Raw genomic sequence first — 24655 nt, 5'->3', positions numbered from 1 at the left:
TTATACAATAAAAACTGCGCCGGCATGCTGAATGTCGGCGCTTTTGTGTCAAGAGAGAATTTTTTTGCTGATACGTTGCATCAAATTCTTAAAATCATCTAAATAAGTAAAGATCACCGGCACGACTACAAGGGTGAGTAAAGTCGATGTAATCACCCCGCCAATCACTGCATGGGCCATCGGGGCGCTTTGTTCACCGCCTTCACCTAAGCCCAATGCTAAGGGCACCATCCCCATGACCATCGCACTCGTGGTCATTAAGATCGGACGTAAACGGGTTTTGCCAGCTTCCACAATTGCAGCATAACGATCCACGCCGCGATCCATGGCTTTTTTAATAAAGTCGATCAGCAAAATGGCGTTTTTGGTGACCAAACCCATCAACATAATAATCCCGATAATCGAGAATAAGTTCATAGTGGAATTGAATAAGAATAACGCCAAGAACACCCCAATTAGCGACAACGGTAATGATGCCATAATCGCCGCAGGATGAATAAAGCTATTAAACTGCGAACCCAAGACAATATAGATAAACACAATCGAGAGGGTAATCGCGGTAATGGCATAACCTGCTGATTCGGCCATGTCGGCATTTGAGCCTTGGGTCATAAAGCTATAACCCGGTGGCAATTCAAAGTTATCCTGAATGGTTTGAATATCTCGACCAATGTCACCGGCAGGACGACCTGAGGTATTGGCTTCAACCAACACTTCACGCGATAAATAACGTCGGTTAATTTGTGAAGCACCTAAATCTTGTTGCATCGTGGCTACAGTGGAGAGCGGAATTAAAATCGGCTGACCATTGGCATCTAGTTTTTGTGAACCGATATATAGCTTTTCTAGATCATTTGGCAAGACGCGCTGGCTATCCGCTAAGCGCACATTGACGTCATAGGTTTCGCCTTTGGCATCTTCCCAAGTGGTGACATCATCACCAGCGAGTAACGGACGCAGGGCATTGCCAATTTGACTCACCGATAAACCTAAATCGCTGGCAAGTACTCGATTAATTTGAATGCTTAAAGTCGGTTTGGGTTCTTTCAGTGAGCTTTCTAAATCCACGATACCTTGCACTTGGCCAATCTCTGCCATAAAGCGATCGGAGATTTTTTGCAGTTCATCTAATTCAGGGCCTTGAATGGAAATCATCACCGGTTTTTGACCACCAGAGACGGTTTCATCGGCAGAAGCCACCGAAGTCACGGTAATCCCAGCGACAGATTGTAAACGCTGCCGGAATTCATTATTGAGTTGAGTCAGGCTTTGGTGACGCTCCTGCCGTGGTGTGACTTTTACCCGTAAACTGACATGGTTTTTGCCGCGATCAGTCACGCTATTAATCACGCCATAGGTGCTAATGACTTGCGGATGCTCGCGAATAATAGCATCGACTTGTTTGAGCTTGGCTTCAGAATATTCAATCGCAGCATCTACAGGTGTTTCAAATTTAATGCGAATTTCACCTTTATCGGGTACGGGTACAAATTCGGTACCAATCATTTTAGACAGTGCCAACGCACCAAACAATGAGGCGACGGCAATGCCGACCGTGATTAAGCGAAAACGTAATGCGAGTTTAAGTAACTTTTCATAAATCACGCTTAAATGATCTAAGCGTGTAGAGATCCAATCTAAGCCGCGTTGAATGAGATTAGGCTTTTGATTGGTTTTCGGTTTTTCCGCCCAATGCGCTGACAGCATCGGATCGAGGGTAAAACTGACAAACATCGAGATTAATACCGCAATGCTGACGGTCACCCCAAACTGGTAGAAGAAGCGTCCAATAATGCCACCCATAAAGGCAACCGGTAAAAATACCGCCACAATCGTTAAGGTGGTGGCAAGCACTGCCAAACCAATCTCTTTGGTGCCATCAAGAGCCGCCGTGACATGATCTTTGCCCATATCAGCATGACGGACAATGTTTTCCCGTACCACAATCGCATCATCAATGAGTAGACCAATACTTAAAGACAGCGCCAAGAGCGTCATCATATTAATGCTAAAACCAAAGGCCCAAATAAAAGTCAGTGTCCCGAGTAGCGCAATCGGTAGGGTAAGACCTGTAATAATGGTAGAGCGGAATGAACCTAAGAATAATAAGACAATCAGAACCGCTAAAATCGCACCTTCGATAATGGTACGCACCACGTTATCAATGCTGCCACGAATACTGTTAGATGAATCGACCACCACTTTGGCAGTGGTACCTTCAGGCAATTGGCTTTGAATTTTATCTAAGACTTTATAGGTGTTATCTACGACTTCAATAATATTAGAATCTGAGCTACGTAAAATATCCACTGCGACCGCAGCTTGACCATTTAAAAACGCACCTGAGTCAGTTTCAGCTTGGCTATCGGTGACTGTGGCGACTTGTTTTAAATAAATCGTTGCGCCATTTTTATTGGCGACAATTAAATCACCAAAGCCTTGCGGATACAGCACTTTAGACTGAATCTCGACCACGAGCTCAGTGTTGGGGTTTTTGAGGCTACCGCCGGGTAAATCAATATTTTCTGACTTTAAGGTATTGATGACTTGATCAATTCCCACCCCCAAGGCTTGCATTTTGCTAGGTTCCACCGCAATGCGAATTTGCCGCTGTGCATCGCCCAATAAATTGACCGAACCGACACCCGCCACGGTACGTAACTGCGGCACAATACGCTGCTCTAAATACGAGCTTAAATCCCGTAAGGCGAGGGTTTCTGATTCAAACACAATCGACATCACCGCGTTAGCAGTGGGGTCATAACGCTCAACAATAGGATCGGAAATTTCATCACGAAAATCAGCGCTGACCACGGCAATTTTATCGCGTACATCTTGTGCCGCCGTGGTAGAAGAAGTATCTAAATTAAACTCTACCATCACCGTAGATAAACCTTCGCTGGATTGCGAAACGATTTTTTTTACCCCTGAGATGGTATTAATTTGATCTTCAATTTTTTTAGTGATGTCGGATTCTACTGCTTCAGGTGAGGCACCAGCATAATTGGTGTACACCACCACAAATGGGAAATCGACGTCAGGGAATTCTTCAACGCCCATCCGTTGCCACGATGCAACACCCAATACCATTAAGCAAAACATCATCATCATGGTAAAAACAGGATATTGAACACTAATTCGGGTAAACCACATGCGAGGAAATCCTGTTACTGGGTGATGCTAACGGCTTGATTGAGGTGCTTGTCGCTAAAGTTGATACGGCTAATACGGTCATTATTGCTCAAACCCAGCACCACTGCCTGATTGAGACTAGGTTGGCTATTTAATAGCGTCAGTGCAACTTTATTAAGTTTTTGATTGCGAACAACCCATACATAAGGCTGGCTATCCATATTTCGAATCACATCAAGTGGAATGAGCTGACCTGCTACACCTTGACTGGCAATAATGTCGCCTTCGATAAATGCACCAATACTGAGACTTGGCATGTGTTGTTCGGGCAGCGCAAAAAATTCAATTTGACGACTGCTTAGATCTGCAAGCGGCGCAACACGACTAATTTTGGCAGTAAATACACTTGGATGACCTTGTACACGATATTCCAGCGCATTGCCCACCGTTAAGGCTGCTTGTTGCTCCACAGGCACTTGCGCGTGTAGTTCTAAACGATCTGGATCAATCATTTCAAATAAGGTTTGCCCCGCAGCCACAGTTTGCCCAGGTTCGACTTGGCGTTTGGTAATCACCCCAGACATAGGGCTTTTAATCACCCCATCTTGATTGGCTTTTTGTGCAATATTCACCTGAGCGCGTTGAGCCGCGACATTTTCTTGTTGGGCTTGATAATCGACCACACTTTGTTCATATTCGACTTTTGCAATAAAACCTTGATCGAGCAGGCGCTTTTTACGTTGCATCATCAATTGAGCTTGATTGGCTTGGGCTTGTGTGGCGGCTAAATTGGCCTGTGCTTGAGCAAGGCGTGCGGCATTGTCTTGATTATTGAGCACCACTAATACTTGACCTTGTCTGACTTGTTGCCCGACATTGGCCTGCACTTGTGTGGCGGTTGCCGTCACTTGCGCTTGTACGCTGCTTTGCTTAAGCGCGCGCAGCGTGCCACTAAAATGGGTTTTCTGGACTGCTTCGCCATATTTAAAATCTACTAAGTCGGCTTCAATCAGTTCAACTTGAGTCGCGCTAGGCTCAGGCTTAGCAACTTGCTCTTGACCACAACCACTGAGGCTTAAAGCCAAACTTAGACATAACACCAAAGATCGTGTAGTAAATTGCTGAGGTCGCATGCATCATTCCTAGAGAGGCCAAAACTAAAATTATTCCAGCGTTTTTAAACGCGTGATGATTCTATCGTATTCGCTTTGCGATTTTTGATATTGCATGTGTAAGGACTGCAATTGCTTATGTCCGTTTTGAATATATTGTTGGTTGTACTTTAAGGTGTTCTGTAAAGTGTGTGGTACAGCTAAACCCTTTTTAGTGTACTGCAGCTCTTGTTTTTTAAACATCACACGATCTTTTTGCAGTTGCTGCAATTGTTGTTGTTGCTGTTGAATCAGCTTATCAATATGCATCAGGCTTTCTTGGCGTTTTTGTGTTGCTAAACGACTCGAACCATAGGCTTTCTTTAAGCGTTGATCGGCTTCTTTTTGCTTATTGCTACTACTTTTGCTGACATGGGAGGATGCTTTATCAGGATTAAAGGGCTTATTACGCTGAATAACCTGCATGTTGCGGTCAAGTGCCTCATAACCATAGCGAATATGGTTGGGACTTACCGTCGTACTGAGGTTGGCCACCCCTTTATGATCATAATAACGGTACCATGCTGGCTTGACGGTGTCAGCCAAAATGGGTAGGCTAAAAGCGCTAAGTGCCACAAAAATAAGCCATTTTATTTTATAATGATGGCTTGAAAAAAGCTGTGGTTGGGTTAATTTTGTCATCCTAGTCTTACCTAAATAAAGTTGACTAAATTACTCATTTTTAAGTAAATAATTAAACTATATTAACATGCACTGCTGTTTAAAAAAGCATAGCAAACCTAAAAAAAAAATATTGTTGCACTATGCCTGTGATAAGGTTGTCATAAAGCATCGCAAATGCAAGCTCTTTCAAATTCACTTCGTTGAAAATACTGGTAAATCTGTGTTAAAAATGCAGATAATTTCTATAAAAGCATATTATATGCAGTCTAAAAATGGGCAGGGGTCATGAAATGGACGCAAAATTTCAAAATTTAAAAGTAATGGTCATTGATGATTCAAAGACGATTCGCCGTACCGCAGAAACATTATTACAGCGCGAAGGTTGCGATGTAGTGACTGCTGTAGATGGTTTTGAAGCTTTATCTAAAATTGCCGAAGCAAATCCAGACATCGTGTTTGTGGATATTATGATGCCGCGTTTAGATGGCTACCAGACTTGTGCTTTGATTAAAAACTCACAGCAATATCAAAATACACCCGTGATTATGTTGTCGAGCAAAGACGGTTTATTTGACCAAGCCAAAGGCCGCGTAGTCGGTTCGGATCAATATTTAACTAAACCATTTAGCAAAGATGAATTATTAGGTGCGATTCGCACGCATGTAACAGCAAAAGCATAATTATTTTAATTTTATTTTTTATTGGGGAAAGCTATGGCACGTATCCTAATCGTGGATGATTCACCAACTGAAACATTTCGGTTTCGTGAAATTTTAACCAAACACGGTTTTGAGGTGCTGGAGGCGTCAAATGGCGCTGATGGGGTTACCATGGCACAAGCTGAGTTACCAGATATGGTGCTCATGGATGTGGTAATGCCTGGGGTAAATGGTTTTCAGGCTACGCGCCAAATTGCCCGTAATGCCAGCACAAAACATATTCCAATTGTCATTGTCAGCACTAAAGATCAAGCCACCGACCGCGTCTGGGGAAAACGCCAAGGTGCGCGTGATTATTTAACTAAACCTGTTGATGAGCAGCAATTGATTGATGTGATTAAGCAACATCTCACTGTGGAATAAGTTATGGCTGCCAATGGATTTATCGAATTACTTCGTTTGGCAAAACGTGGCAATAAACACTACGTCAACCAAGACAATGAAGTAAACCGATGGTCAGGAATCGCCTTTGAGATCATGGGGCAATATTTTGTTGCCCCTTTGGGGGAAGTCTCTGAGGTGATTTATCCACCCAAATGTACACCTGTACCCAATACACAAGCTTGGGTACGCGGTGTGGCCAATATTCGTGGTCGACTGCTATCTGTTGCAGACTTGACCCATTATGTGGCTGGGCACAGAAGTCAAAGCTCGCGTGCACAAAAAGTATTGTGTATTCAGCATGACGATCATTATGTTGGATTGATTGTAGATCAGGTATTGGGGATTCAACATTTCAATAAGAAGAGCTTCTTTTCTAATCAAGACGCTGTAGAAGACATTTTACATCCTTATTGCCGCGGTTATTTCCAGCAACATAACCAAAAGTGGCAGGTGTTTTTGTTTAGTCAACTCCTGCAACATCCAAAATACATGAATGCCTCTATTTTATAATATTTAAGCGTCTAAATTTAAGTGAGACGTACACGCAATTGGGAGAAGCTGCATGGGCTTTAAGATTAAAAAAAGTGCAAGCGATGGGGATGGACTATTTAATAAAGTTCAAGACCACGTAGATGAGGTGTCACGCTTCTTTGGTGATAGTGAAAAGTCAAAACCTTATATTTACGCTGCTGCATTTAGCTTGCTCTTGGCTTTAGTGTTTTTAGCTTATTTGCTCTATAGCGTACCAAAAAATAATGCCTATACACAAAGTTTAGGTGAATTACGTTTGTTATCGCAAACTTTGCCTAATCAGGCGGCTATGACGACTTCAGCTGGAACACCAGAAGCATTAAAACAACTGGGGCTGGCCAAAGAGGAGTTTGCTGGGCATTTAGATCGTGTGCAAAGCGGCCATGGCAATCGTGATGCTTTAGAAAATGTAGAGGCCAGTTGGGCAAAAGTTGCCAGTAATGTCGATGTGATTACCGCGCAGCAGCCGCTCATTAATCAATTGTATGATGCTAACTTAGCGTTAACCGAAACCATTCCGAGTATTCAAGCCCAATACAATTTAATTATTGAGCAAATGTCGCGTCAGGGTAGTGCAGGTAGCCAAATTGCTATTGCTAAAAACCAAGTCTTTTTAGCAGAACGCATTTTAAACTCAATGAACAGTTTAATGAACGGTTCAGAGAACTCGAATGCTTCAGCAGAAGACTTTAGCAGCGATGTACGTAATTTTGCTGCATTTTTAAATGGTCAGCTCAACGGCAATGCAGCTTTAGGTGTGGCGCGTGTTGAAGATACCAATTTGCGTGCTGCTTTAACCAATATTAAAGCTGAATATGACCAAGTGGTGGCGAGTACGGCAAGTGTTGTACAAAAAAATGCCGAGCCAATTGGTAAAGTCCGTCAAGCGTCAAGCGTGATTTATAATGAATCCACGCCGCTATTGAATAACTTAAAGCAGCTATCAAGCAGCTCATCATTAGGCTTATGGATTCCAGCTGTTGGTTTAATTTTAGCTTTAATCGGCTTCTTGGTAGGTGTATTTAAACTCCTGACTTTACGTGGTGAAGCGGATAAACAGCGCGTTGCACGTTTACAAGAAGAATATGACCGTAACCAAAACGCAATTTTACGTTTATTAGATGAAATTGCCGACCTTGCCGATGGTGACTTACGTTCTTATGCGACGGTATCGGAAGACTTCACGGGTGCAATTGCCGACTCAATTAACTTTGCCATTGATCAACTACGTGACTTGGTATCGCGTATTAACGAAACCTCACAAGAGGTTGCGCAATATACTGCCAACACGCAACACATTACCAACCAATTAGCAGAAGCATCTGAACATCAAGCGCAAGAAATTGCGGGGGCTTCATCTGCAATTAACGAAATGGCAATTTCGATTGATGAAGTATCTTCTAACGCCTCCGAATCAGCACAGGTTGCTGAACGTTCGGTACAAATTGCATCGAATGGTGCTGATGTGGTACAGCGTTCGATTCAAGGTATGGATATTATTCGTGAACAGATTCAAGAAACCTCAAAACGTATTAAACGTTTGGGTGAATCATCACAAGAGATTGGAAACATCGTTGCTTTAATTAACGATATTGCCGACCAAACCAACATCTTGGCACTGAATGCTGCAATTCAAGCTTCGATGGCGGGTGAAGCAGGGCGTGGTTTTGCTGTGGTTGCCGATGAAGTTCAGCGTCTCGCAGAACGTTCAGCCTCTGCCACCAAGCAGATTGAAACTTTAGTAAAAACCATTCAAACCGATACCAACGAAGCAGTGATTTCGATGGAGCAAACCACCTCAGAAGTGGTAAAAGGTGCCAACTTAACCAAAGATGCGGGTGTGGCTTTGGGTGAGATTCAAACGGTGTCCAGCAACTTAGCGAAGCTGATTGCCAATATCTCGGATGCAGCAAAATTACAGTCAGCATCAGCAGGTCATATTGCAACCACCATGAACGTTGTACAAGAAATTACTTCACAGACAACCAGTGCAACCTTTGATACCGCTCGTTCGGTGTCGGAGTTGGCAAGCATGGCCGAGTCATTACGTGAATCTGTAACTGACTTTAAATTACCAGAATAAACCATAGCGGAGACTTAAACCTTTAAGTCTCCAAGCTATTGGCCCTGTGTTTGTCTCGAGTGAGGGTAGAACTTAAGAAGCTGAGCTATGAAAGAAATATTAAAAAATTTAGTTGCCCCGATGACGCTTCCAGAAGACAGTTATCTTCAACAAGATGCAGAAATTCTTGAGATTTTTGTTGAAGAAATTGAAGAAATTTTTCAGGAACTGCAGGTTTTGTTCCAAGATTGGCCGAATCAACCTGAATTGTTGGTAGAAATTCGACGCCATTTTCATACCTTAAAAGGCTCTGGACGCATGGTGGGTGCGTTACAGGCAGGCGAGTTAGCGTGGGCGGTGGAGGATACCTTAAACCGTGTGTTGGCAGATAATATTGACTTAACTGCCACAGTCCGTCGCTATAGCCAATATGTTTTTGAGTTTTACCAAGCCAAACTTTATCCGTGTTTTAAACACGCTCAAGCCTTGGCGCATGATGTACGCCCATTAATTATGTTGGGTCAGCAATTACAACAACAACAGCACATTCATCCAGAATTATTAAATTTAATTCAAAGTCGAATTGCAAAAGATACAACCACAGGTTTAGAAATTGCAAGCCATACTGAGCTGATGCTATCGAGCAGCACAGCAAGCTTGGATATGGCCTATGACTTGGCGGAAACCTTACAGGTATTTATTGAAGAAGCAGAAGAACACTTAGCCACCATTGACCGTTTCTTGCGAGATGCCGCAGCCAATAGTGCCGATGATTATAATGCCTTAATTCGTGCTTTACATACCTTGCGCGGTAGCTCATCGATGGCACAAATTGATGACATCTTTAGTGCCAGTGCCAAAGTCGAAAAACTATTTAAAAGCTTCTTGTTGCAAGAAGATGTAGTATCGACCTCAGCTGAAACCAAATTATTACAACAATACGCTGACTTTATTCGCCATTATTTACCTGCCTTACGCACACAAGATCAACGACGTTGTGCTGCGGTCAGCCGTGAATTTGAGGCAGCGTGGACCTTGTATGGTCGTCTCGTGCCAATGAATGAACAAGATAATCCACATGGCTTAGTGGCGCAGTTATTACAACTGGATATTGATTTATTACTTGATACCGAACTGGACTTTATCCAGCGTGCACAGCTTAACTTCCCTGCCTATTTACAAACCTTAACTGAACAAGCAGAGCGCTTAAGTTTACACACCGATAACCGTGCTGCGGTGGGCATTCATCAATATGCTTTAGCACTCAAAAGTGCCTATAGCAAATTGTGGAATAAACCTGAATTACTCAATTTAAGTTATGCTGAAGCGCTGTTTAATCAAGCACATGTTGAGTTTATTCACTTATTTGATACTTTGGCTTCAGGTCAACGCGTGGTGTTGTCACCGCCTGCGCAAACAGCATTACAGCAATTGCATGACTTTATTGATCATGAAGTCGAACAACTGGTCAGCTTTAATGATTTACCAGAATTAAACTTACATAAAAGTGCCATCGACTTTGCAGCTTTATCGCAGCGTTTGGCTGAAGACCGTAGTCAAATTGATTCTAGTGACAGCAACAGTGACTTCGATTTAGATTTATTAGATATCTTCTTAGAAGAAGCTGATGAGCTGTTTGAAGGTATTGATCAAGACTTAAATACTTGGGTAAAACAACAAGATGCAGCAGCTTTAAATAATCTAATGCGCTATTTGCACACCCTCAAAGGGGGTGCCAATATGGTACAAGCCAACCATATTGGTTTGATTGCGCATGAGTTAGAAAGCATTTATGAGCGTGTCATTCAAGGCAAGCTTAAAGTCAGCGCAGATATGATCAAAATTATCCAGTTGGTACAGGATAATATTGCTGAACGTTTAGAGCTGATTAGAACACAACATATTGATTATCCTGCGCAAAATGCAGTGGATATTTTGGTCAATATCGAAGAATTAGCACAAGCGCAAACAGGTGCAACTCAAATTGACCAACAAGCACTGGCAAGTTCGACGCAGCAAGCGCAAAATACTGTTGAAGCTGTTGAAGCTGTTGAAGCTGTTGAAGCTGTTGAAGCTGTTGAAGCTGTTGAAGCTGTTGAAGCTGTTGAAGCTGTTGAAGCTGTTGAAGCTGTTGAAGCTGTTGAAGCTGTTGAAGCTAAAGCGATGCAAGTGCTGCTTGAAGATGATCAGCTCAGTATTACGCAGCAGCCAAGCCAAGCTAAGCCAGTCAAAGACGATATGCTTGACAGTTTGGCCTTGTTAGACGTCACTGATGCGTTGCTAGAGCCACAGCGTGAGTTAAGCCTAGAAGAAATTGTTGAACAAAGTTTCTATGAAGAAGCTTATGAAGTGCTAGAGCGTACAGAAACTTTATTAAGTTTCTGGTTTGAGCAACGCAGTAACCGTAGTTTACTGTTACAGTTGCAACGTGCAGCGCATAGCTTAAAAGGCGGTGCACGTATGGCCGAGATTGAGCCGATTGTGCAAATTGCCTATGAATTAGAAACCGTATTTGAGCAATTTGCGGTGCATCAGATTAGCTCCAATATTCACGACAGCCTCTTACAAAGTACCTTAGCATGGCTAAAAGGGGCGATTTATGAGCGTGATTACAGCCATGTCGAGACTTTGGCGAAGCGCTTAGCCAGCATTGAATATGCCCACAGCACAGTTAAATTGCCAACGCATGCCACGCAAGTGGACTTCTTTAGCCCACAACCCGAAGCACAATGGATTGAAGGTGATGGCACTAGCCCACCATCGATGCAGGGTGAATGGCCAGCAACCAAGCAAAGCGATAACAGCAATGAGATGATTCGTATTTCAGCCGATTTGGTTGAAAAAATGATTGATCTTTCGGGTGAAAACTCGATTAACCGCTCGCGTATTGAGATGGATTTGGCACAGTTGGGCAACTATCTGAATGAAATGGATTTAACCATTCACCGTCTTGCCGATCAGTTGCGTCGTATGGAGGGTGAGCTAGAAACGCAAATTATCGCCAAGCATAGTCAAGATGAAAACTCAATCCATGCTGATTTTGATCCCTTAGAAATGGATCAATATTCATCCTTGAATCAACTATCCAAATCACTGAGTGAATCGGCCTCGGATTTGGTCGACTTTAAAGTGACCTTAGCCGAAAAAATCCGTGATGCCGAAGGCTTGTTATTACAACAATCGCGTATTCAATCGGAAATTCAAGAAAGCTTAATGCGTACCCGTTTGGTGCCATTTACGGGGATGTTGCCACGTTTACAACGTATTGTACGCAGTACTTCTGCCGCCTTAAACCGTCCTGCCGAGCTGGTGGTGTATAACACCGAAGGTGAGCTGGATCGTACCATTTTAGAGCGCTTGATTACGCCATTTGAACATATGCTGCGTAATGCGGTCGATCATGGGATTGAAAGCAGCGAAGAGCGTATGCAATTGGGCAAACCTGAAGTGGGGCAAATTGAGCTTAACATTAGCCGTCAAGGCACTGATGTCGTCGTGACCTTTAGTGATGATGGTAAGGGAATTGATGCCCAAAAGATCCGCGCCAAAGCAGAAAGTTTGGGTTTAATTGGCAGCAAGCAACAATTAGATGAACAAGAAATTATTCAGTTTATCTTCCACCCTGGGTTTAGTACCGCCCAACAAGTCACCCAGATTTCAGGTCGTGGTGTGGGTTTAGATGTGGTGCAAAGTGAGATTCGCGAACTAGGCGGCAACATCAGCGTTGAATCGGTATTAGGTGAAGGTACAACCTTCAGTATTCGTGTACCAACTACTGTGGCGGTTAGTGATGCCTTAATGGTGAAAGTAGGTGATCAACAATTTGCCCTACCATTGGCACAAATTGACCGTATTGTGCGTATTGCGCCAAGTGCCCTAGAGCAATATTTTGCCAGCGACAAAGACTACTTTAGCATTGACCATGTTGATTATAAATTGCGTTATTTAGCTGAATTTGTGGGTAACCAAAATGCACCGCGCTTGCAGCATGTTGCACATGCGTTACCAGTATTGCTCATTAAAGGCAGTGCTGGACAAAGTATCGCTTTATTGGTTGACCAACTGATTGGTTCACGTTCGCAAATTGTGGTCAAATCTATCGGTCAGCAATTCTCTAAAGTCGGTTCGATTGCAGGTGCGACGATTTTAGGTGATGGTCAGGTGTGCTTAATCTTAGATGGTCAAAACATTGCTCGTCAGATTCAAACCTCATTGCGTGACAAAGAAACGGTAGTGCCAAGTCGTGACCTGTCTGAACAAGCCAAGCAAAGCCGCTTGATTATGATTGTGGACGACTCTGTGACCGTGCGTAAAGTTACCTCGCGTCTGTTAGAGCGTCATGGTTATGAGGTCATGACTGCCAAAGATGGTGTCGATGCCATGGAGCAGTTAGAAAATCATCGTCCTGATCTGATGCTACTCGATATTGAAATGCCGCGTATGGATGGTTTTGAAGTGACGAATTTGGTACGTCACCACGATCTGCATCAAGACCTGCCTATTATTATGATTACCTCACGTACGGGCGAAAAACATCGCGAACGCGCCTTTAGTTTAGGCGTGAATCATTACATGGGTAAACCATTCCAAGAAGCAGATTTGTTGGAGAATATTCAGCAACTTTTGCTCGCGTCTGCTTAAGGAGTTGTTATGCAAGAGGTTAATCAGCAAGAGCTACAGCATTTAATTTCGGTATCAACGGGTTTTATTGACACTTATATCATTGAATGTTATCAGCAGCCTGCTATGTTGCTGCCACAAAATATTGTGTTATCGGCGCTAGATAGTCCGACTAACGTGACCACTATAGATTGGCATGATACTCAGTTGCCAGTCTATGCGATTCATCATCCCAGTCACAGCAAAGGCGTGGCTTTGGTGATTGAAGGTGAGGACAGTCGCCAACGTTTTGCCTTGATGTGCAATGAAATGCCGCAAAGTATGCGCTTACGTATTTCTGAGGTGGTCGATTGTGAACAATCGCTGCGCCCAGAAGAAGTCTTTCAATATGTGCAAGTGGGCGAACAGGTGTTTCATGTGCCTAATTTAGCCGCTATAGAAAAAAGCTTAATGCTATAAATAAAAAAGGAACGCAATGGCGTTCCTTTTTTGCTAGATGCGACTGAATTAAGCCAATAATTTTTCGAGAATCTTCTCGTAAATTTCTGCTAAAGGTTCTAAGTCACACACATCGGTATGTTCATTAATTTGGTGAATCGTGGCATTAAGTACTCCAAGCTCAAGCACTTGAGCCCCTGTTGGTGCAATAAAGCGACCATCTGAGGTACCACCTGAGGTCGAAAGCTCCGCTTGTGTGCCTGTAACTTCTTGGATGGCTTGGCTTGCTGCATTGACCAATTCACCGACTGGGGTTAAGAAAGGCAGACCTGATAAGGTCCATTCAATTTCATAGTCCACATGGTGACGCTGTAAAATTTCAAGCGTGCGTGCTTTTAATTCATCCGCTGTCACTTCAGTGGAATAACGCCAGTTCATTAAAATGCTCATGCTACCCGGCACGACATTGGTTGCACCTGTACCTGCATTAATATTAGAAATTTGGAATGAAGTGGCAGGGAAGTATTCGTTGCCTTGATCCCATACCGTGTCACAAAGTTCAGCTAAGGCTTTAGAGGCAGTGTGAATAGGGTTAATTGCCAAATGCGGATAAGCCACATGACCTTGCTTACCTTTTACAGTTACTTTGGCATTTAACGAACCGCGACGACCATTTTTAATAATATCGCCTAAGGTATTGGTACTAGAGGGTTCACCCACTAGACACCAGGTCATTTTTTCGTTACGCGCTTCTAAAGTTTCCACCACTTTTACTGTACCGTTGATTGAGGGGCCTTCTTCATCTGAGGTAATTAAAAAGGCAATAGAACCTTTATGGTGTGGATGTTTCGCCACAAAACGTTCAGAAGCCACCACCATCGCAGCCAAAGCGGTTTTCATATCAGCACTACCACGACCGTAGAGCTTACCATCACGAATTTCGGGTAAAAATGGGTCAGAATTCCACGCGTCTAAATGCCCTGTAGGTACTACATCAGTATGACCTGCAAAGCAAAATACTGGCGCTTGGTTACCACGTCGAGCCCATAAGTTATCAACATCTTCAAAACGCATGGTTTCAATGTTAAAGCCAATTTTACCTAAGCGTTCTGCCATGATGTCTTGGCAGCTATGATCGAGAGGAGTGACGGAAGGTTGGCGTAATAATTGTAGACTGAGTTCTAGAGTTTCTGAGGGTTGCATGGGGCTAAAATCTATGGAGAAAGTGCAACTATAATAGGGGAATCATAGATATATTCGAAGTTAGCAATGAAAAAAACCTTAAATAATTAAGGTTTTTTTCAAGCGATTGGCTTACATTTTGTCTTGAGTACGTTCTGCAGTTTTGGTGATACCTTGACCCGCTTTAGAGACATCTTTGCCGACGCCCTTAAAGGTATTACACCCCGTTAAAGCAAAGCTAACAAGCAGTGTGGCAGCAAGTATTTTTTTCATAGAAAGCTCCATCTGTGGACATTATTTTTAAGCTGTTTTTGCTCAATTGAGCTTAAGTTTGGCTTTATAAAAAAAATATAAACATTGTGTAGTGAAATGTAATAGTGTGTAAAATTTAAACAATACTGCGACTTAAATATGGGGCTTGACGGTACATATAATACTGCTCGGTGTTGCGCATTTTATATAAGCCATCTGTCCACCAAAGTGCAGTTGCACTACTTGGCGTGGCATTGGCACAAATCCATTCATGGCGTTGTAAACGGTAATAGTCCAACTGTGCAGCAGGAATATGATGTCCCCACTGACCTAAACGCCGTGTTGGATTCACCCAAGCAGGGAGTGGGTATGCTGTATGTTCAGGCAAATACAGCTGACCTTTTAGCATACAAAAACGTGCTTCAATGTCGTGTTGTAAGGCGTGTTGGAACTGAAATTGCTTTTGGGTAAAGTGTTGCAGCTTACGTGCTAAACGATCAGAACGATTGAGTCCATACCAGTGCTGTAGGCTATAGTCATATTCAGCCAAATAATATTTGACCGCAATTTCCCAATGTTCAATACGTTTTAGATCGCGATTTAAAATCAAAAAGTCTAATTCGCCAAGCGTGCGTGGCCCATCAATCATTTGAATGCTATACCCCAACAATTGATAAGGATGATAAGCAGCATCTAATAACCAAAACCAGATGAGCATTTCAAAGCGTAAGCCTAAACGGGTGCTTTTTAGCTTGGCAACAAAATCTAACAAAGGCTGCGGCTGGGTATCAAGCTGTTTGAGTTTTGGCAAATAATCTAAAAAATGCTGCTGCCATAGCTGATCTGGATGTAATTCAAAATGGTTTTCTAAAACAAGTTCTTGTGGGATCTGGCGCACAATATTATGACTGGCGATGGCAAAACCAAGTTGACGCACAATCGGGGTTGAAAATTGCAACCATGGTTCAACGAGTTGCAGCTGCATGACAACATTCCTTGGGTAAAACAGCACAATTGCTCTACATTACACTTTATACTAGCCCAATGACAGTTGTAGGACCGTGCAATGAAGACCCTATTTTGGCGCGCTTTGGTGGTGATTTTTGTCATCTTAGCGGGTATTGGTGCGGTGTTACCGGGGATGCCGACCACGGTATTTTTAATTTTAGCCGCATGGGCTGCATCAAAAGGTTGGCCACAAATGGATGCTTGGCTGTTAAAACACCCCAAATATGGCCCCACCATTCGTGCTTGGCGTGAAAATGGCACTGTGCCACGTCAGGCCAAATGGTGGGCATCGATCATGATGTTAGTCAGTGCTATTGTAATGCTGTTTACCCCAGCACCTTTTTGGGTCAAAGTATTTACCAACCTGACCATGTTAACGGTGGCCATCTGGTTGTGGCTACGACCAGAACCGCGTTCTTCCTTAGTTGGTGTAAAAGAGACTTAATTCATGCAAATACACGATGCAGATGTGTTCATTGATTTGGCTGAACAAACCTTAAGCTTGCCAAAATTGGGTAAATGTTATGTGATTTCTTCAGGTAAAAATGGCATTGGTGAAACTGAAAATAGCGGTAAAACACCGCGTGGTTGGCATAAGATTGCGCAAAAGTTTGGCGATGATCAGCCTAAGAATGCTGTATTTAAAGCGCGTGTGCCCACAGGTGAAATTTATGATGCCAATTTAGCAGCTGAGTTTCCTGAGCGTGACTGGATTTTATCGCGGATTTTGTGGCTACAAGGTTTAGAGCCGGGCTTTAATTTGGGCGAGGGTGTAGATACCTTTAAACGTTATATCTATATTCATGGCACGCCAGAGACTGAGGCGATGGGCGTACCGCTATCGCATGGTTGTATTCGTATGCGTAATGATGATGTGGTTGAACTATATGATTTAGTCGATCTGAATGCTTTGGTCTATATCTCGGCTGAGAAAATATGCACCAAAGACAGTTTGAGCGCCTCATTTTTTTAGCAATGCTAAAAATCTGAAGCAAATACTGCTTAAAAAAATCTACAAGAATTAAATATTTGGGTGAAAGTTAGACGATTTTTACTTTTTTTGGTCAAAATAACTTATTTTTTAATCATTCAATGCAAAAAAGCGAAAAACTTGTAGAAAAGCGTTTGACACACCCAAAAGTTTCTCTATAATGCACCTCATCAAGCGATGAAACGTTTTGAAAAGGGCGCTTAGCTCAGTTGGTAGAGCGTCTGCCTTACAAGCAGAATGTCGGCGGTTCGATCCCGTCAGCGCCCACCAAATCCTTTTCAGCGTTTAATTAATTTAAGTGCAGCGGTAGTTCAGTTGGTTAGAATATCGGCCTGTCACGCCGAGGGTCGCGGGTTCGAGTCCCGTCCGCTGCGCCACTTATTGATTAAACATTGCTTGCCACAATCGTAATATTGTGTAGATGCAGCGGTAGTTCAGTTGGTTAGAATATCGGCCTGTCACGCCGAGGGTCGCGGGTTCGAGTCCCGTCCGCTGCGCCATTTAACACAGTAAAACTTTTGAGGGCGCTTAGCTCAGTTGGTAGAGCGTCTGCCTTACAAGCAGAATGTCGGCGGTTCGATCCCGTCAGCGCCCACCACATCTTTTGATGCAGCGGTAGTTCAGTTGGTTAGAATATCGGCCTGTCACGCCGAGGGTCGCGGGTTCGAGTCCCGTCCGCTGCGCCATTTTAAGATGAACACTCGGTTCCTGAACCGAATAGATTGACAATCTGAAATCAGGGCGCTTAGCTCAGTTGGTAGAGCGTCTGCCTTACAAGCAGAATGTCGGCGGTTCGATCCCGTCAGCGCCCACCATATTTTTTGTGATGCAGCGGTAGTTCAGTTGGTTAGAATATCGGCCTGTCACGCCGAGGGTCGCGGGTTCGAGTCCCGTCCGCTGCGCCATCCCAAAGAATAATTAACACCCTTTAAGGGCGCTTAGCTCAGTTGGTAGAGCGTCTGCCTTACAAGCAGAATGTCGGCGGTTCGATCCCGTCAGCGCCCACCATATCTTTTAAGATATTGGTTATGTTTCCTAGGAAACATTGTGATGCAGCGGTAGTTCAGTTGGTTAGAATACCGGCCTGTCACGCCGGGGGTCGCGGGTTCGAGTCCCGTCCGCTGCGCCATTTATCTTAAACTAGCTTAAATTCCTGAGACTTTAAGTTAGCATCAAGACTACGCACTGCGTTTGTATTGCGTCATAAAGATAACGATGTTATTTTTATTCCTCAGGGCGCTTAGCTCAGTTGGTAGAGCGTCTGCCTTACAAGCAGAATGTCGGCGGTTCGATCCCGTCAGCGCCCACCATATATTTTAAAATAAACAATGGCCTCTACTTATGTAGGGTTTTTTTATTTCTGCCTTTGGCAAAATTATGCAGCCCTCATCTGAATCTCCTGTATCTACGCTTTTAGCAGCTCCTGCAGCTTTGATTTATCAACAGTTTGTTTTGGCCTTAGTGGCGCAGCAGCAAGTCATGGCCTTAATTAATTCTCAGCAGCAGTGGGCATGGTCAGGCACTGGTACACAGCAAGCTTTGGCTTTGTGGCAGCATCCTTCCTTCATTAAACCTGTGATTGGCTATTGGCCCAATTATCGGGTGTTTCCAATTTCATTAGAAGAGCTGATTTATAAAATTATTCCTGTATTAGCACGAGAGCAAAAATACCTATCGTTAAATTTGGCTGCGGATGGTCAGCATGTTGTTGTGCAACCTAAACAGTTGTTAACGGATTTAAAAAACTATTTGTATGAATTAGAGCGTTTGCAGCCACAACAATTTAGGACAGCAGGTTTACCTAAAGCACGTAAAATTCGTTTGCATGATTAAATGGTTCAACCTGTGCCGTACTCTTGAGGCTAGATGCGCGGATTAAAAAAAGCAATAAAAAAACCGAAGCCTGAGCCTCGGTTTTTTAGTTTAAAGATTAATAGACATCACGACGATAACGTCCTGTTTCACGTAATTGATCAACAGTCGTTTCACCTAAAATATCAATTAATGCAGCATCAACATCGCTGGCCATACCTTGAATGCTACCGCACACATAAATTACAGCACCTTTTTCAATCCAAGCAGTTAATTCTGCAGCTTGTTCACGCAGTTTATGATGGACATAGACTTTTTGAGCTTGATCGCGTGAGAAGGCTAAATCTAAACGACTGAGCATACCTGTGGTCTGCCAAGCTTCAATGGTTTTTTGATAGAAAAAGTCATGCTCACGTTGGCGTTCGCCAAAGATTAACCAGTTTTCGGTGTAATCCAAGCGTACTCGTGCTTGAATGAGGCTCATTAAACCTGCAATCCCAGTACCATTGCCAATAAAGATCGCTGGACGGTTATCATCAATTAAATGGAAAGATGGATTACTACGAATACGTAATAATAGCTCATCACCCACCTCTAGATGCTGCGTTAACCAACCTGAGCCTAAGCCGAGTTCTGTATGATTGTGCTGCTGACGCACCACTAAACGCAGTATTTGTTGACTTGGAATACTGGCAATAGAATATTCACGCGCAGGTAAGTCACTTAACTCATTCAATAATTCGTCGGTGCTAAAAAAGCCATTGACGTTTTGAGTGAGATCTTTATAACGTAAAGCCTGTAGCAGCTCTGCTGTTGCTGTGAGTTTATGCTGCTGTAAAAAGGCTTGCAAACGTGCTGGGCTATTGCCTGGTTGAATCTCTGCAATATCACCTGCTTGCCAATTGATATCGTGCGTGGTGCTCAGTTCAAGGTTAAACGCAGCTTGGCCCAAACTGTTTGGATTAAGCAATAGACGTGTTTTGAGTGTCCAAGCATCATAGACTTTTTCTACCTGCATACTGGCTAAATCTAGATTAGTGCTTTGTGCAAGGGCAGTGTTCCAGAGCGCAATATCAGCATTGCTGGCGTTGTTGACTTCAATGGTCGCAAACATTGCTTGAGCACCATTGTTTTGTAACCATTTTGCAATTTGATGACCAAACAGACAATAACTGTCTGGATATTCTTTAGAACCTAAAGCCAATACAGCATAATTTAAGTGGCTTAAATCTAGCTGGGTATTTAATAGCTTTTTGGCAAAACTGCTGGCTAAATCTGGTGCTTCACCTGTACCGTAAGTACTTGCGACAAATAAAACATGCTGAGTATTTTTAAGATCTTCAACAGTTAAATCTTGTACCGCTTTGACTTGCGTTGGGATTTTTGCCTCTTGTAAGCTGGTTGCTGTGCGCCAAGCCAGTTGTTCTGAAACGCCTGTTTGAGTGGCATAAGTAATCAGCCATACTTTTTGATCTGGGTCTATAATATGTGTGCTTGCCCCTTGGCGTGCAGCCAAAGTTAAGCGTTTTTGTTTACGACGTTTAAGATATAGCATCCAACCTGTCACAAAGAACAGCGGCATTGCTAAAGAAGCGAGCATGGCCATAAATTGGTAAATTGGGCCAAAGAAGCTACCACGATGCACAGGTAGCATACTGCTCATAATTTTTTCATTGAGCTTTTTATCTTCATATAGCTCAAGCTTGCTAATGCGATTGTCTTGATAGTTAAAGCTTAGATGATTACGGGCGCGTTCATGTTGCGGATTGGCATCAAAGAAACTCATTGAAACTTCGCCATCTGCACGTTTAGGCAGCGTAATGGTGAGCGTTGAGAAATCCCGTCCGACTTGACCAAAACCTTGCCAGCCTTGGTTGAGGGCAATATTAATCTGTTCAGGCGTGATTTTCTCAGCACGTTCGTTGCGTCTGGTTTGCTCTGTGCTACGCCCGCCTTGACCGCCTTGACCGCCTTGACCGCCTTGACCGCCTTGACCGCCTTGACCGCCTTGACCGCCTTGACCGCCTTGACCGCCTTGAGGTTGGCTACGCTCGACACCTAATACTTTAAACATGCCATTACGCCACCAGTCATATGACCAGTACAAACCTGTGCATGCCAGTAAGAGGTAGAAAATCACCACCCAAGTGCCCACCACTGCATGTAAATCCCACAGGAAGTTGCGACCTTTGAGTTGCGGTTTGACAAATAACCATTGCTTTATGCTATGTCGTTTTGGCCAGCGTAAATACAAACCACTCAGCACAAAGAAGATTAGCATTAAAGTACAAGCGCCAGTAATTTGTTTGCCCACAGGGCCTACTGTTAAATTACGGTGTAATTGTTCAATAAAGCGAAACACCTCTTTGCCTTGGATATCAGGCAATACCGAGGCGTCATAAGGGTTGAGCATTTGAGTTTGACCGCGCCTTTCACCTTCTTTCGCCACATTAATACTGGCAGCAGCACTGGGGTCTTTGGCAACGGTAATGCTATTGATCTGGGCTTCAGGATGAGCCGCGCTATAGCGTTGATAGATTTCAGCAGGGCTTAGTGGTGCAGTATTTTGCACCTGAACAACATAGCTGTCTTGATTGATCCACTTTAAAATCTGTGATTCATAAGAATACAACGCACCCGTTACCCCCATAATGGAGAGGATTAAGCCAGCCGTGATCCCTAAAAACCAGTGAATCTGGAAAAAGATTTTTTTTAACATGACGAAAAATGAGGCTGAAAGAATGGGACAAATTATAGCTGAAGAAGAGAGAGAATAGGTGAAGTATTAATATTTATTCTCATTATCATTTGAATAAAAAAACCTCCAAGATTGGAGGTTTTTAAAAGCTTGAAACTTAAAGTACTTTTGGCTCACCTACAGTTTCTTGTAAATGCTTACGTATAGTGGCAAAAGAAAAGTTCTTTGAATCCATACGTTTTGGCAGGATATAAGCACCTTCTTGGCCTTTAACTTTAAATTTGACCAACATATATTCAGGGGTACTATACCACTCATAAATATCTTTCCAAGAAATGACTGCCACGCCTTCTTGCAGACCCATTTGCTGACGCATCACTAAACCATGCGGTTGTACGCCTAATTTAATGCCTTTAATTTCTTGGGTTGGAAACTCATTCATTTTGCGTTTTACGTACCATTCAAGGCCAAACTTACGCACCAAGAAATAGCCAATAACAGCAACAATTGCGACCCAACAAAAAATAGTTGAATAGTTTTTGAGTAAAACAAGTCCTAGAATTGATAAAGCCAATACCACACCCATAATGGCCCAAGCTTTTAGCCCAATGGTGTTGGTGCTGCGCCACATTTGTAGCTGAATCTCGCGCTGTTCTTCAGCACTGACTTCATAAGGTACAGGCTGCAGCGTATAAGCGTATAAATTTTTAGCGGTCATAGTGAAAATAACAGATGTAAAACTGCGAAAAGTTTAGCATTAAATCTCACGCTATCGTGAACTTATTGTGCGAAAAATAGCAACTAGAGCGAGGCAAGTTCTGTGGCATGTTGATCGCGTTCATGACTTAAGCTTTGCTTTAGATGGCTTAAATTGTCTAAGATGCTGAGCATTAAAGACAACTGCTGCAAAATAATTAACGATTTTTGATGTTCATCTTGGTTTTGCACCAAACGTTGCCTGATATTTTGCAGCATATTGTGTGCAGTTAAATCAGGTGCCTTATCTTCTAGTAAGGCACCTTGAATATCATGCAGGGCATTATTGAGTAAGCTTAAGACTTCTTGGTCTTGAATTTGCTCACGATGCGCACCTAAAGCCGCGATATAACTTAAAAAAGTATGGCTTAAGCACAACAACTCAAAGGCCAAGGCTTTTTGATCAGGATCAAAATCAGGTTCGGTAGCTAAGGTCGAAATTAACGAGGCAACATCGGCATCGCGGTTATGTGCTGCCCGACGTACCACGCGATAATTTAGACCATTGTTACGCCCAGATTGATATTGCGTCACCACTTCGGCTAAATAATTGCACTGCGCTTCTAGTGAGCGACGAATTGTGCGCGGTAGACGGCGGAATTTCCAGTCAGGAAAAATAAAATATACCCCAAGCCAAGCAATAAAACAGCCCACGAGCGTATCAATCATACGTGGAATGGCAGCTTCAAAGCCCATTCCATCGAGGTTAAAGTTTAACAGCGCTAAAATGGTAATAAAGGCTGTGGCTTGTGCATATTGTTTACTGCGTAGTTCAAAGAACAATACGCCACTCAAAACCAATAACAGCAATTGTCCTTCAATAGAAGGAATAAAGTATAAAATCGCATAGCCAATCACAATCCCGATTAAAGTACCCACGACACGTAAGCGTAAGCGGCGTTTGGTGGCGTTAAAGTTCGGCTGAGTGACAAATAGGGCGGTGAGTAATACCCAATAGCCATATTCGATATTGGTTACTTGGACAAAGATATACGCCACCAACAGCACCAAGGACAAACGAATCGCATGGCGAAACAGCACCGATTCTGGGGTTAAATGCTGCTTAATACGCACCATAATGTCATCTAAGCCTTTTAAATCGTCATCTTTGAGCTGGTTTTCGGCCTGACGGGCTTTTTCTTCATTCATGGTCTGTTCGGTTTCGAGATTACGCAGCTGTCCATCAATGGATTTTAAGTTTTGGTACAAGCTAAATAAGGCGTTAATCCAAACTTGGTCATAATGCTGATCTTGGCGTAATTTTTCTAAAGAATGCTTTAAGTTAGCAAAAGCATGTTTAAAGCGTTTATTGTGCTGATAATGTTGGCGACGTGACAGACTTTCGCTTAAATCATGACAGGCCTTGGCTTGTAGCGATAAAATCCGCTGTAAGCGAAACAGCACATCACTGTGCTCAAAAATCTTAGCGAGTTTTTGGTAGTCAATATGCGCTGAATCGGCACGTTCATGAATATCTTGGGCCACAAAATAATATTGTAAGCTACGGCGGGTATCTTTTTGTCCACGGTCGCCTTTAAGGCGGGTTAGCAGCGCAGTTTTAAGCTCATTAAAGATTGCCACCAATTTGCCATTTTCAAGCGATAAATCAATCATACTTTGTTGATAGCTTTTCGCAGTCATATCTACATCAAATAAATTAGATTTGGCATATAAGAAATGCCCTAAGGCACTATAGCTTTTAGACAGTTGATCTTGGACTTGGCGCACAGGAAATAATAAAAAGCTAATAGTAGAAATGACGCCATACCACAGCGCACCTGTTACCAATAACAGGGGCTGTTTATACCAATCATCAAATAGATCCACGCCTAGCATGGCATATACTGACACCACCAAACAGCCGTAGGAAATGGTGACATAACGCCGTCCGAGTGAACCGAGTAAAATAAAACCAATACAAGAAATAATTAAGCCGATGCCAAATAAAATCGGATAGGGAAATAAAAAATAAATTGAAGTGGCAGTAATAAAGAAGCCGACATAGGTATACAGTTGATTCAGGATTCGTGCCGAAAAGCGATCATCAATGTCACTTAAACCTGCCGCCACCACGCCTAAGGTCAGTGGAATGGTCGCCAGTTGCATATCCAGTAAATAAGGGACAAAAGCTGTGCCAGTAAAAGCGATCAACATCCTGATGTTATACATCAAGGTAGAATTATAAGTGGCTTGTTGTAACTTTAAAAACCAAGCTTTCAAGATGAATCCCTAATCTATGTTTATCTATTTTTTTGCAATCAATACAACATTGTTGCCACGCAAATCATACTATGA

General features: G+C 43.0%; 18 protein-coding genes and 10 tRNA genes. 19 read left to right on the top strand and 9 right to left on the bottom strand.

The window, feature by feature from the left end; genetic code table 11:
- Positions 1-48 precede the first annotated feature (48 nt).
- The 3 genes from CYK47_RS04650 to CYK47_RS04640 are packed head-to-tail and all read right to left on the bottom strand — an operon-like array spanning position 49 to position 4859.
- Positions 49-3153 (bottom strand): efflux RND transporter permease subunit, encoded by a 3105-nt coding sequence (locus tag CYK47_RS04650; protein ID WP_122899371.1) that lies wholly within the window; start codon positions 3151-3153, stop codon positions 49-51.
- Positions 3154-3167: 14 nt separating this feature from the next.
- On the bottom strand, positions 3168-4265 hold the full coding sequence (locus CYK47_RS04645; protein WP_122899369.1) for an efflux RND transporter periplasmic adaptor subunit: 1098 nt from the start codon (positions 4263-4265) through the stop codon (positions 3168-3170).
- 30 nt (positions 4266-4295) lie between these two features.
- The gene (locus CYK47_RS04640; protein WP_228722452.1) at positions 4296-4859 is read right to left on the bottom strand and encodes a hypothetical protein; all 564 of its coding nucleotides are present in this window, start codon (positions 4857-4859) and stop codon (positions 4296-4298) included.
- 338 nt (positions 4860-5197) lie between these two features.
- Between CYK47_RS04640 and pilG the strand changes: the two genes are divergently transcribed.
- From pilG to CYK47_RS04610, 6 genes are all read left to right on the top strand, one after another.
- Positions 5198-5587 (top strand): twitching motility response regulator PilG, encoded by a 390-nt coding sequence (gene pilG / locus CYK47_RS04635; protein WP_122899426.1) that lies wholly within the window; start codon positions 5198-5200, stop codon positions 5585-5587.
- A gap of 33 nt (positions 5588-5620) precedes the next feature.
- The gene (locus tag CYK47_RS04630) at positions 5621-5989 is read left to right on the top strand and encodes a response regulator (protein ID WP_122899367.1); all 369 of its coding nucleotides are present in this window, start codon (positions 5621-5623) and stop codon (positions 5987-5989) included.
- Between the two features lie 3 nt (positions 5990-5992).
- Positions 5993-6520 (top strand): chemotaxis protein CheW, encoded by a 528-nt coding sequence (locus CYK47_RS04625; RefSeq protein WP_122899365.1) that lies wholly within the window; start codon positions 5993-5995, stop codon positions 6518-6520.
- Between the two features lie 52 nt (positions 6521-6572).
- Positions 6573-8624: a methyl-accepting chemotaxis protein gene (locus CYK47_RS04620; RefSeq protein ID WP_122899363.1), complete on the top strand. Its 2052-nt coding sequence runs from the start codon at positions 6573-6575 to the stop codon at positions 8622-8624.
- An 87-nt stretch (positions 8625-8711) separates the two neighbouring features.
- Complete coding sequence (locus tag CYK47_RS04615) at positions 8712-13244, top strand: hybrid sensor histidine kinase/response regulator (protein ID WP_122899361.1); 4533 nt, start codon at positions 8712-8714, stop codon at positions 13242-13244.
- Positions 13245-13253: 9 nt separating this feature from the next.
- Positions 13254-13682 carry a hypothetical protein gene (locus CYK47_RS04610; RefSeq protein WP_122899360.1) on the top strand — a complete coding sequence of 143 codons (429 nt, stop codon included), beginning with the start codon at positions 13254-13256 and terminating at the stop codon, positions 13680-13682.
- 48 nt (positions 13683-13730) lie between these two features.
- On the opposite strand, the gene dapE is transcribed toward CYK47_RS04610, so the two are convergent.
- The 3 genes from dapE to CYK47_RS04595 all read right to left on the bottom strand — a co-directional run bounded on the left by dapE (position 13731) and on the right by CYK47_RS04595 (position 16080).
- Complete coding sequence (dapE, locus tag CYK47_RS04605; RefSeq protein ID WP_122899358.1) at positions 13731-14864, bottom strand: succinyl-diaminopimelate desuccinylase; 1134 nt, start codon at positions 14862-14864, stop codon at positions 13731-13733.
- Between the two features lie 111 nt (positions 14865-14975).
- Complete coding sequence (locus CYK47_RS04600; RefSeq protein ID WP_122899424.1) at positions 14976-15116, bottom strand: entericidin A/B family lipoprotein; 141 nt, start codon at positions 15114-15116, stop codon at positions 14976-14978.
- Between the two features lie 115 nt (positions 15117-15231).
- Positions 15232-16080: a DUF1853 family protein gene (locus CYK47_RS04595; protein ID WP_122899356.1), complete on the bottom strand. Its 849-nt coding sequence runs from the start codon at positions 16078-16080 to the stop codon at positions 15232-15234.
- Positions 16081-16161: 81 nt separating this feature from the next.
- Here CYK47_RS04595 and CYK47_RS04590 point away from each other — a divergent pair, with 81 nt between their 5' ends.
- The 13 genes from CYK47_RS04590 to CYK47_RS04530 all read left to right on the top strand — a co-directional run bounded on the left by CYK47_RS04590 (position 16162) and on the right by CYK47_RS04530 (position 18927).
- Positions 16162-16548: a YbaN family protein gene (locus CYK47_RS04590; protein ID WP_122899354.1), complete on the top strand. Its 387-nt coding sequence runs from the start codon at positions 16162-16164 to the stop codon at positions 16546-16548.
- A gap of 3 nt (positions 16549-16551) precedes the next feature.
- Complete coding sequence (gene elsL / locus CYK47_RS04585; RefSeq protein WP_122899352.1) at positions 16552-17076, top strand: cell wall-recycling L,D-carboxypeptidase ElsL; 525 nt, start codon at positions 16552-16554, stop codon at positions 17074-17076.
- Positions 17077-17288: 212 nt separating this feature from the next.
- Positions 17289-17364: transfer RNA gene (locus CYK47_RS04580), tRNA-Val, on the top strand.
- Between the two features lie 30 nt (positions 17365-17394).
- Positions 17395-17471 (top strand) — tRNA-Asp (locus CYK47_RS04575).
- A gap of 46 nt (positions 17472-17517) precedes the next feature.
- Positions 17518-17594: transfer RNA gene (locus CYK47_RS04570), tRNA-Asp, on the top strand.
- Positions 17595-17616: 22 nt separating this feature from the next.
- Positions 17617-17692: transfer RNA gene (locus CYK47_RS04565), tRNA-Val, on the top strand.
- 11 nt (positions 17693-17703) lie between these two features.
- Positions 17704-17780 (top strand) — tRNA-Asp (locus tag CYK47_RS04560).
- Between the two features lie 53 nt (positions 17781-17833).
- Positions 17834-17909, top strand: a tRNA-Val gene (locus CYK47_RS04555).
- A gap of 13 nt (positions 17910-17922) precedes the next feature.
- Positions 17923-17999: transfer RNA gene (locus CYK47_RS04550), tRNA-Asp, on the top strand.
- Positions 18000-18026: 27 nt separating this feature from the next.
- Positions 18027-18102: transfer RNA gene (locus CYK47_RS04545), tRNA-Val, on the top strand.
- 44 nt (positions 18103-18146) lie between these two features.
- Positions 18147-18223: transfer RNA gene (locus CYK47_RS04540), tRNA-Asp, on the top strand.
- Positions 18224-18328: 105 nt separating this feature from the next.
- A tRNA-Val gene (locus CYK47_RS04535) sits at positions 18329-18404 on the top strand.
- A gap of 67 nt (positions 18405-18471) precedes the next feature.
- Positions 18472-18927, top strand: coding sequence for a DUF2750 domain-containing protein (locus CYK47_RS04530; RefSeq protein WP_122899350.1), 456 nt, complete (start codon positions 18472-18474; stop codon positions 18925-18927).
- Positions 18928-19024: 97 nt separating this feature from the next.
- On the opposite strand, the gene CYK47_RS04525 is transcribed toward CYK47_RS04530, so the two are convergent.
- The 3 genes from CYK47_RS04525 to yccS form a co-directional block, all read right to left on the bottom strand.
- Positions 19025-21625: a PepSY domain-containing protein gene (locus CYK47_RS04525; protein WP_122899348.1), complete on the bottom strand. Its 2601-nt coding sequence runs from the start codon at positions 21623-21625 to the stop codon at positions 19025-19027.
- Between the two features lie 136 nt (positions 21626-21761).
- Positions 21762-22322 (bottom strand): YcxB family protein, encoded by a 561-nt coding sequence (locus tag CYK47_RS04520; RefSeq protein ID WP_122899346.1) that lies wholly within the window; start codon positions 22320-22322, stop codon positions 21762-21764.
- A gap of 83 nt (positions 22323-22405) precedes the next feature.
- Positions 22406-24580, bottom strand: coding sequence for a YccS family putative transporter (gene yccS / locus CYK47_RS04515; protein ID WP_122899344.1), 2175 nt, complete (start codon positions 24578-24580; stop codon positions 22406-22408).
- Positions 24581-24655: the final 75 nt, after the last annotated feature.

Source organism: Acinetobacter sp. B51(2017), from assembly GCF_003711395.1.
Classification (GTDB): Bacteria; Pseudomonadota; Gammaproteobacteria; order Pseudomonadales; family Moraxellaceae; genus Acinetobacter.
This window is presented reverse-complemented; position numbering and strand designations above follow the sequence as displayed.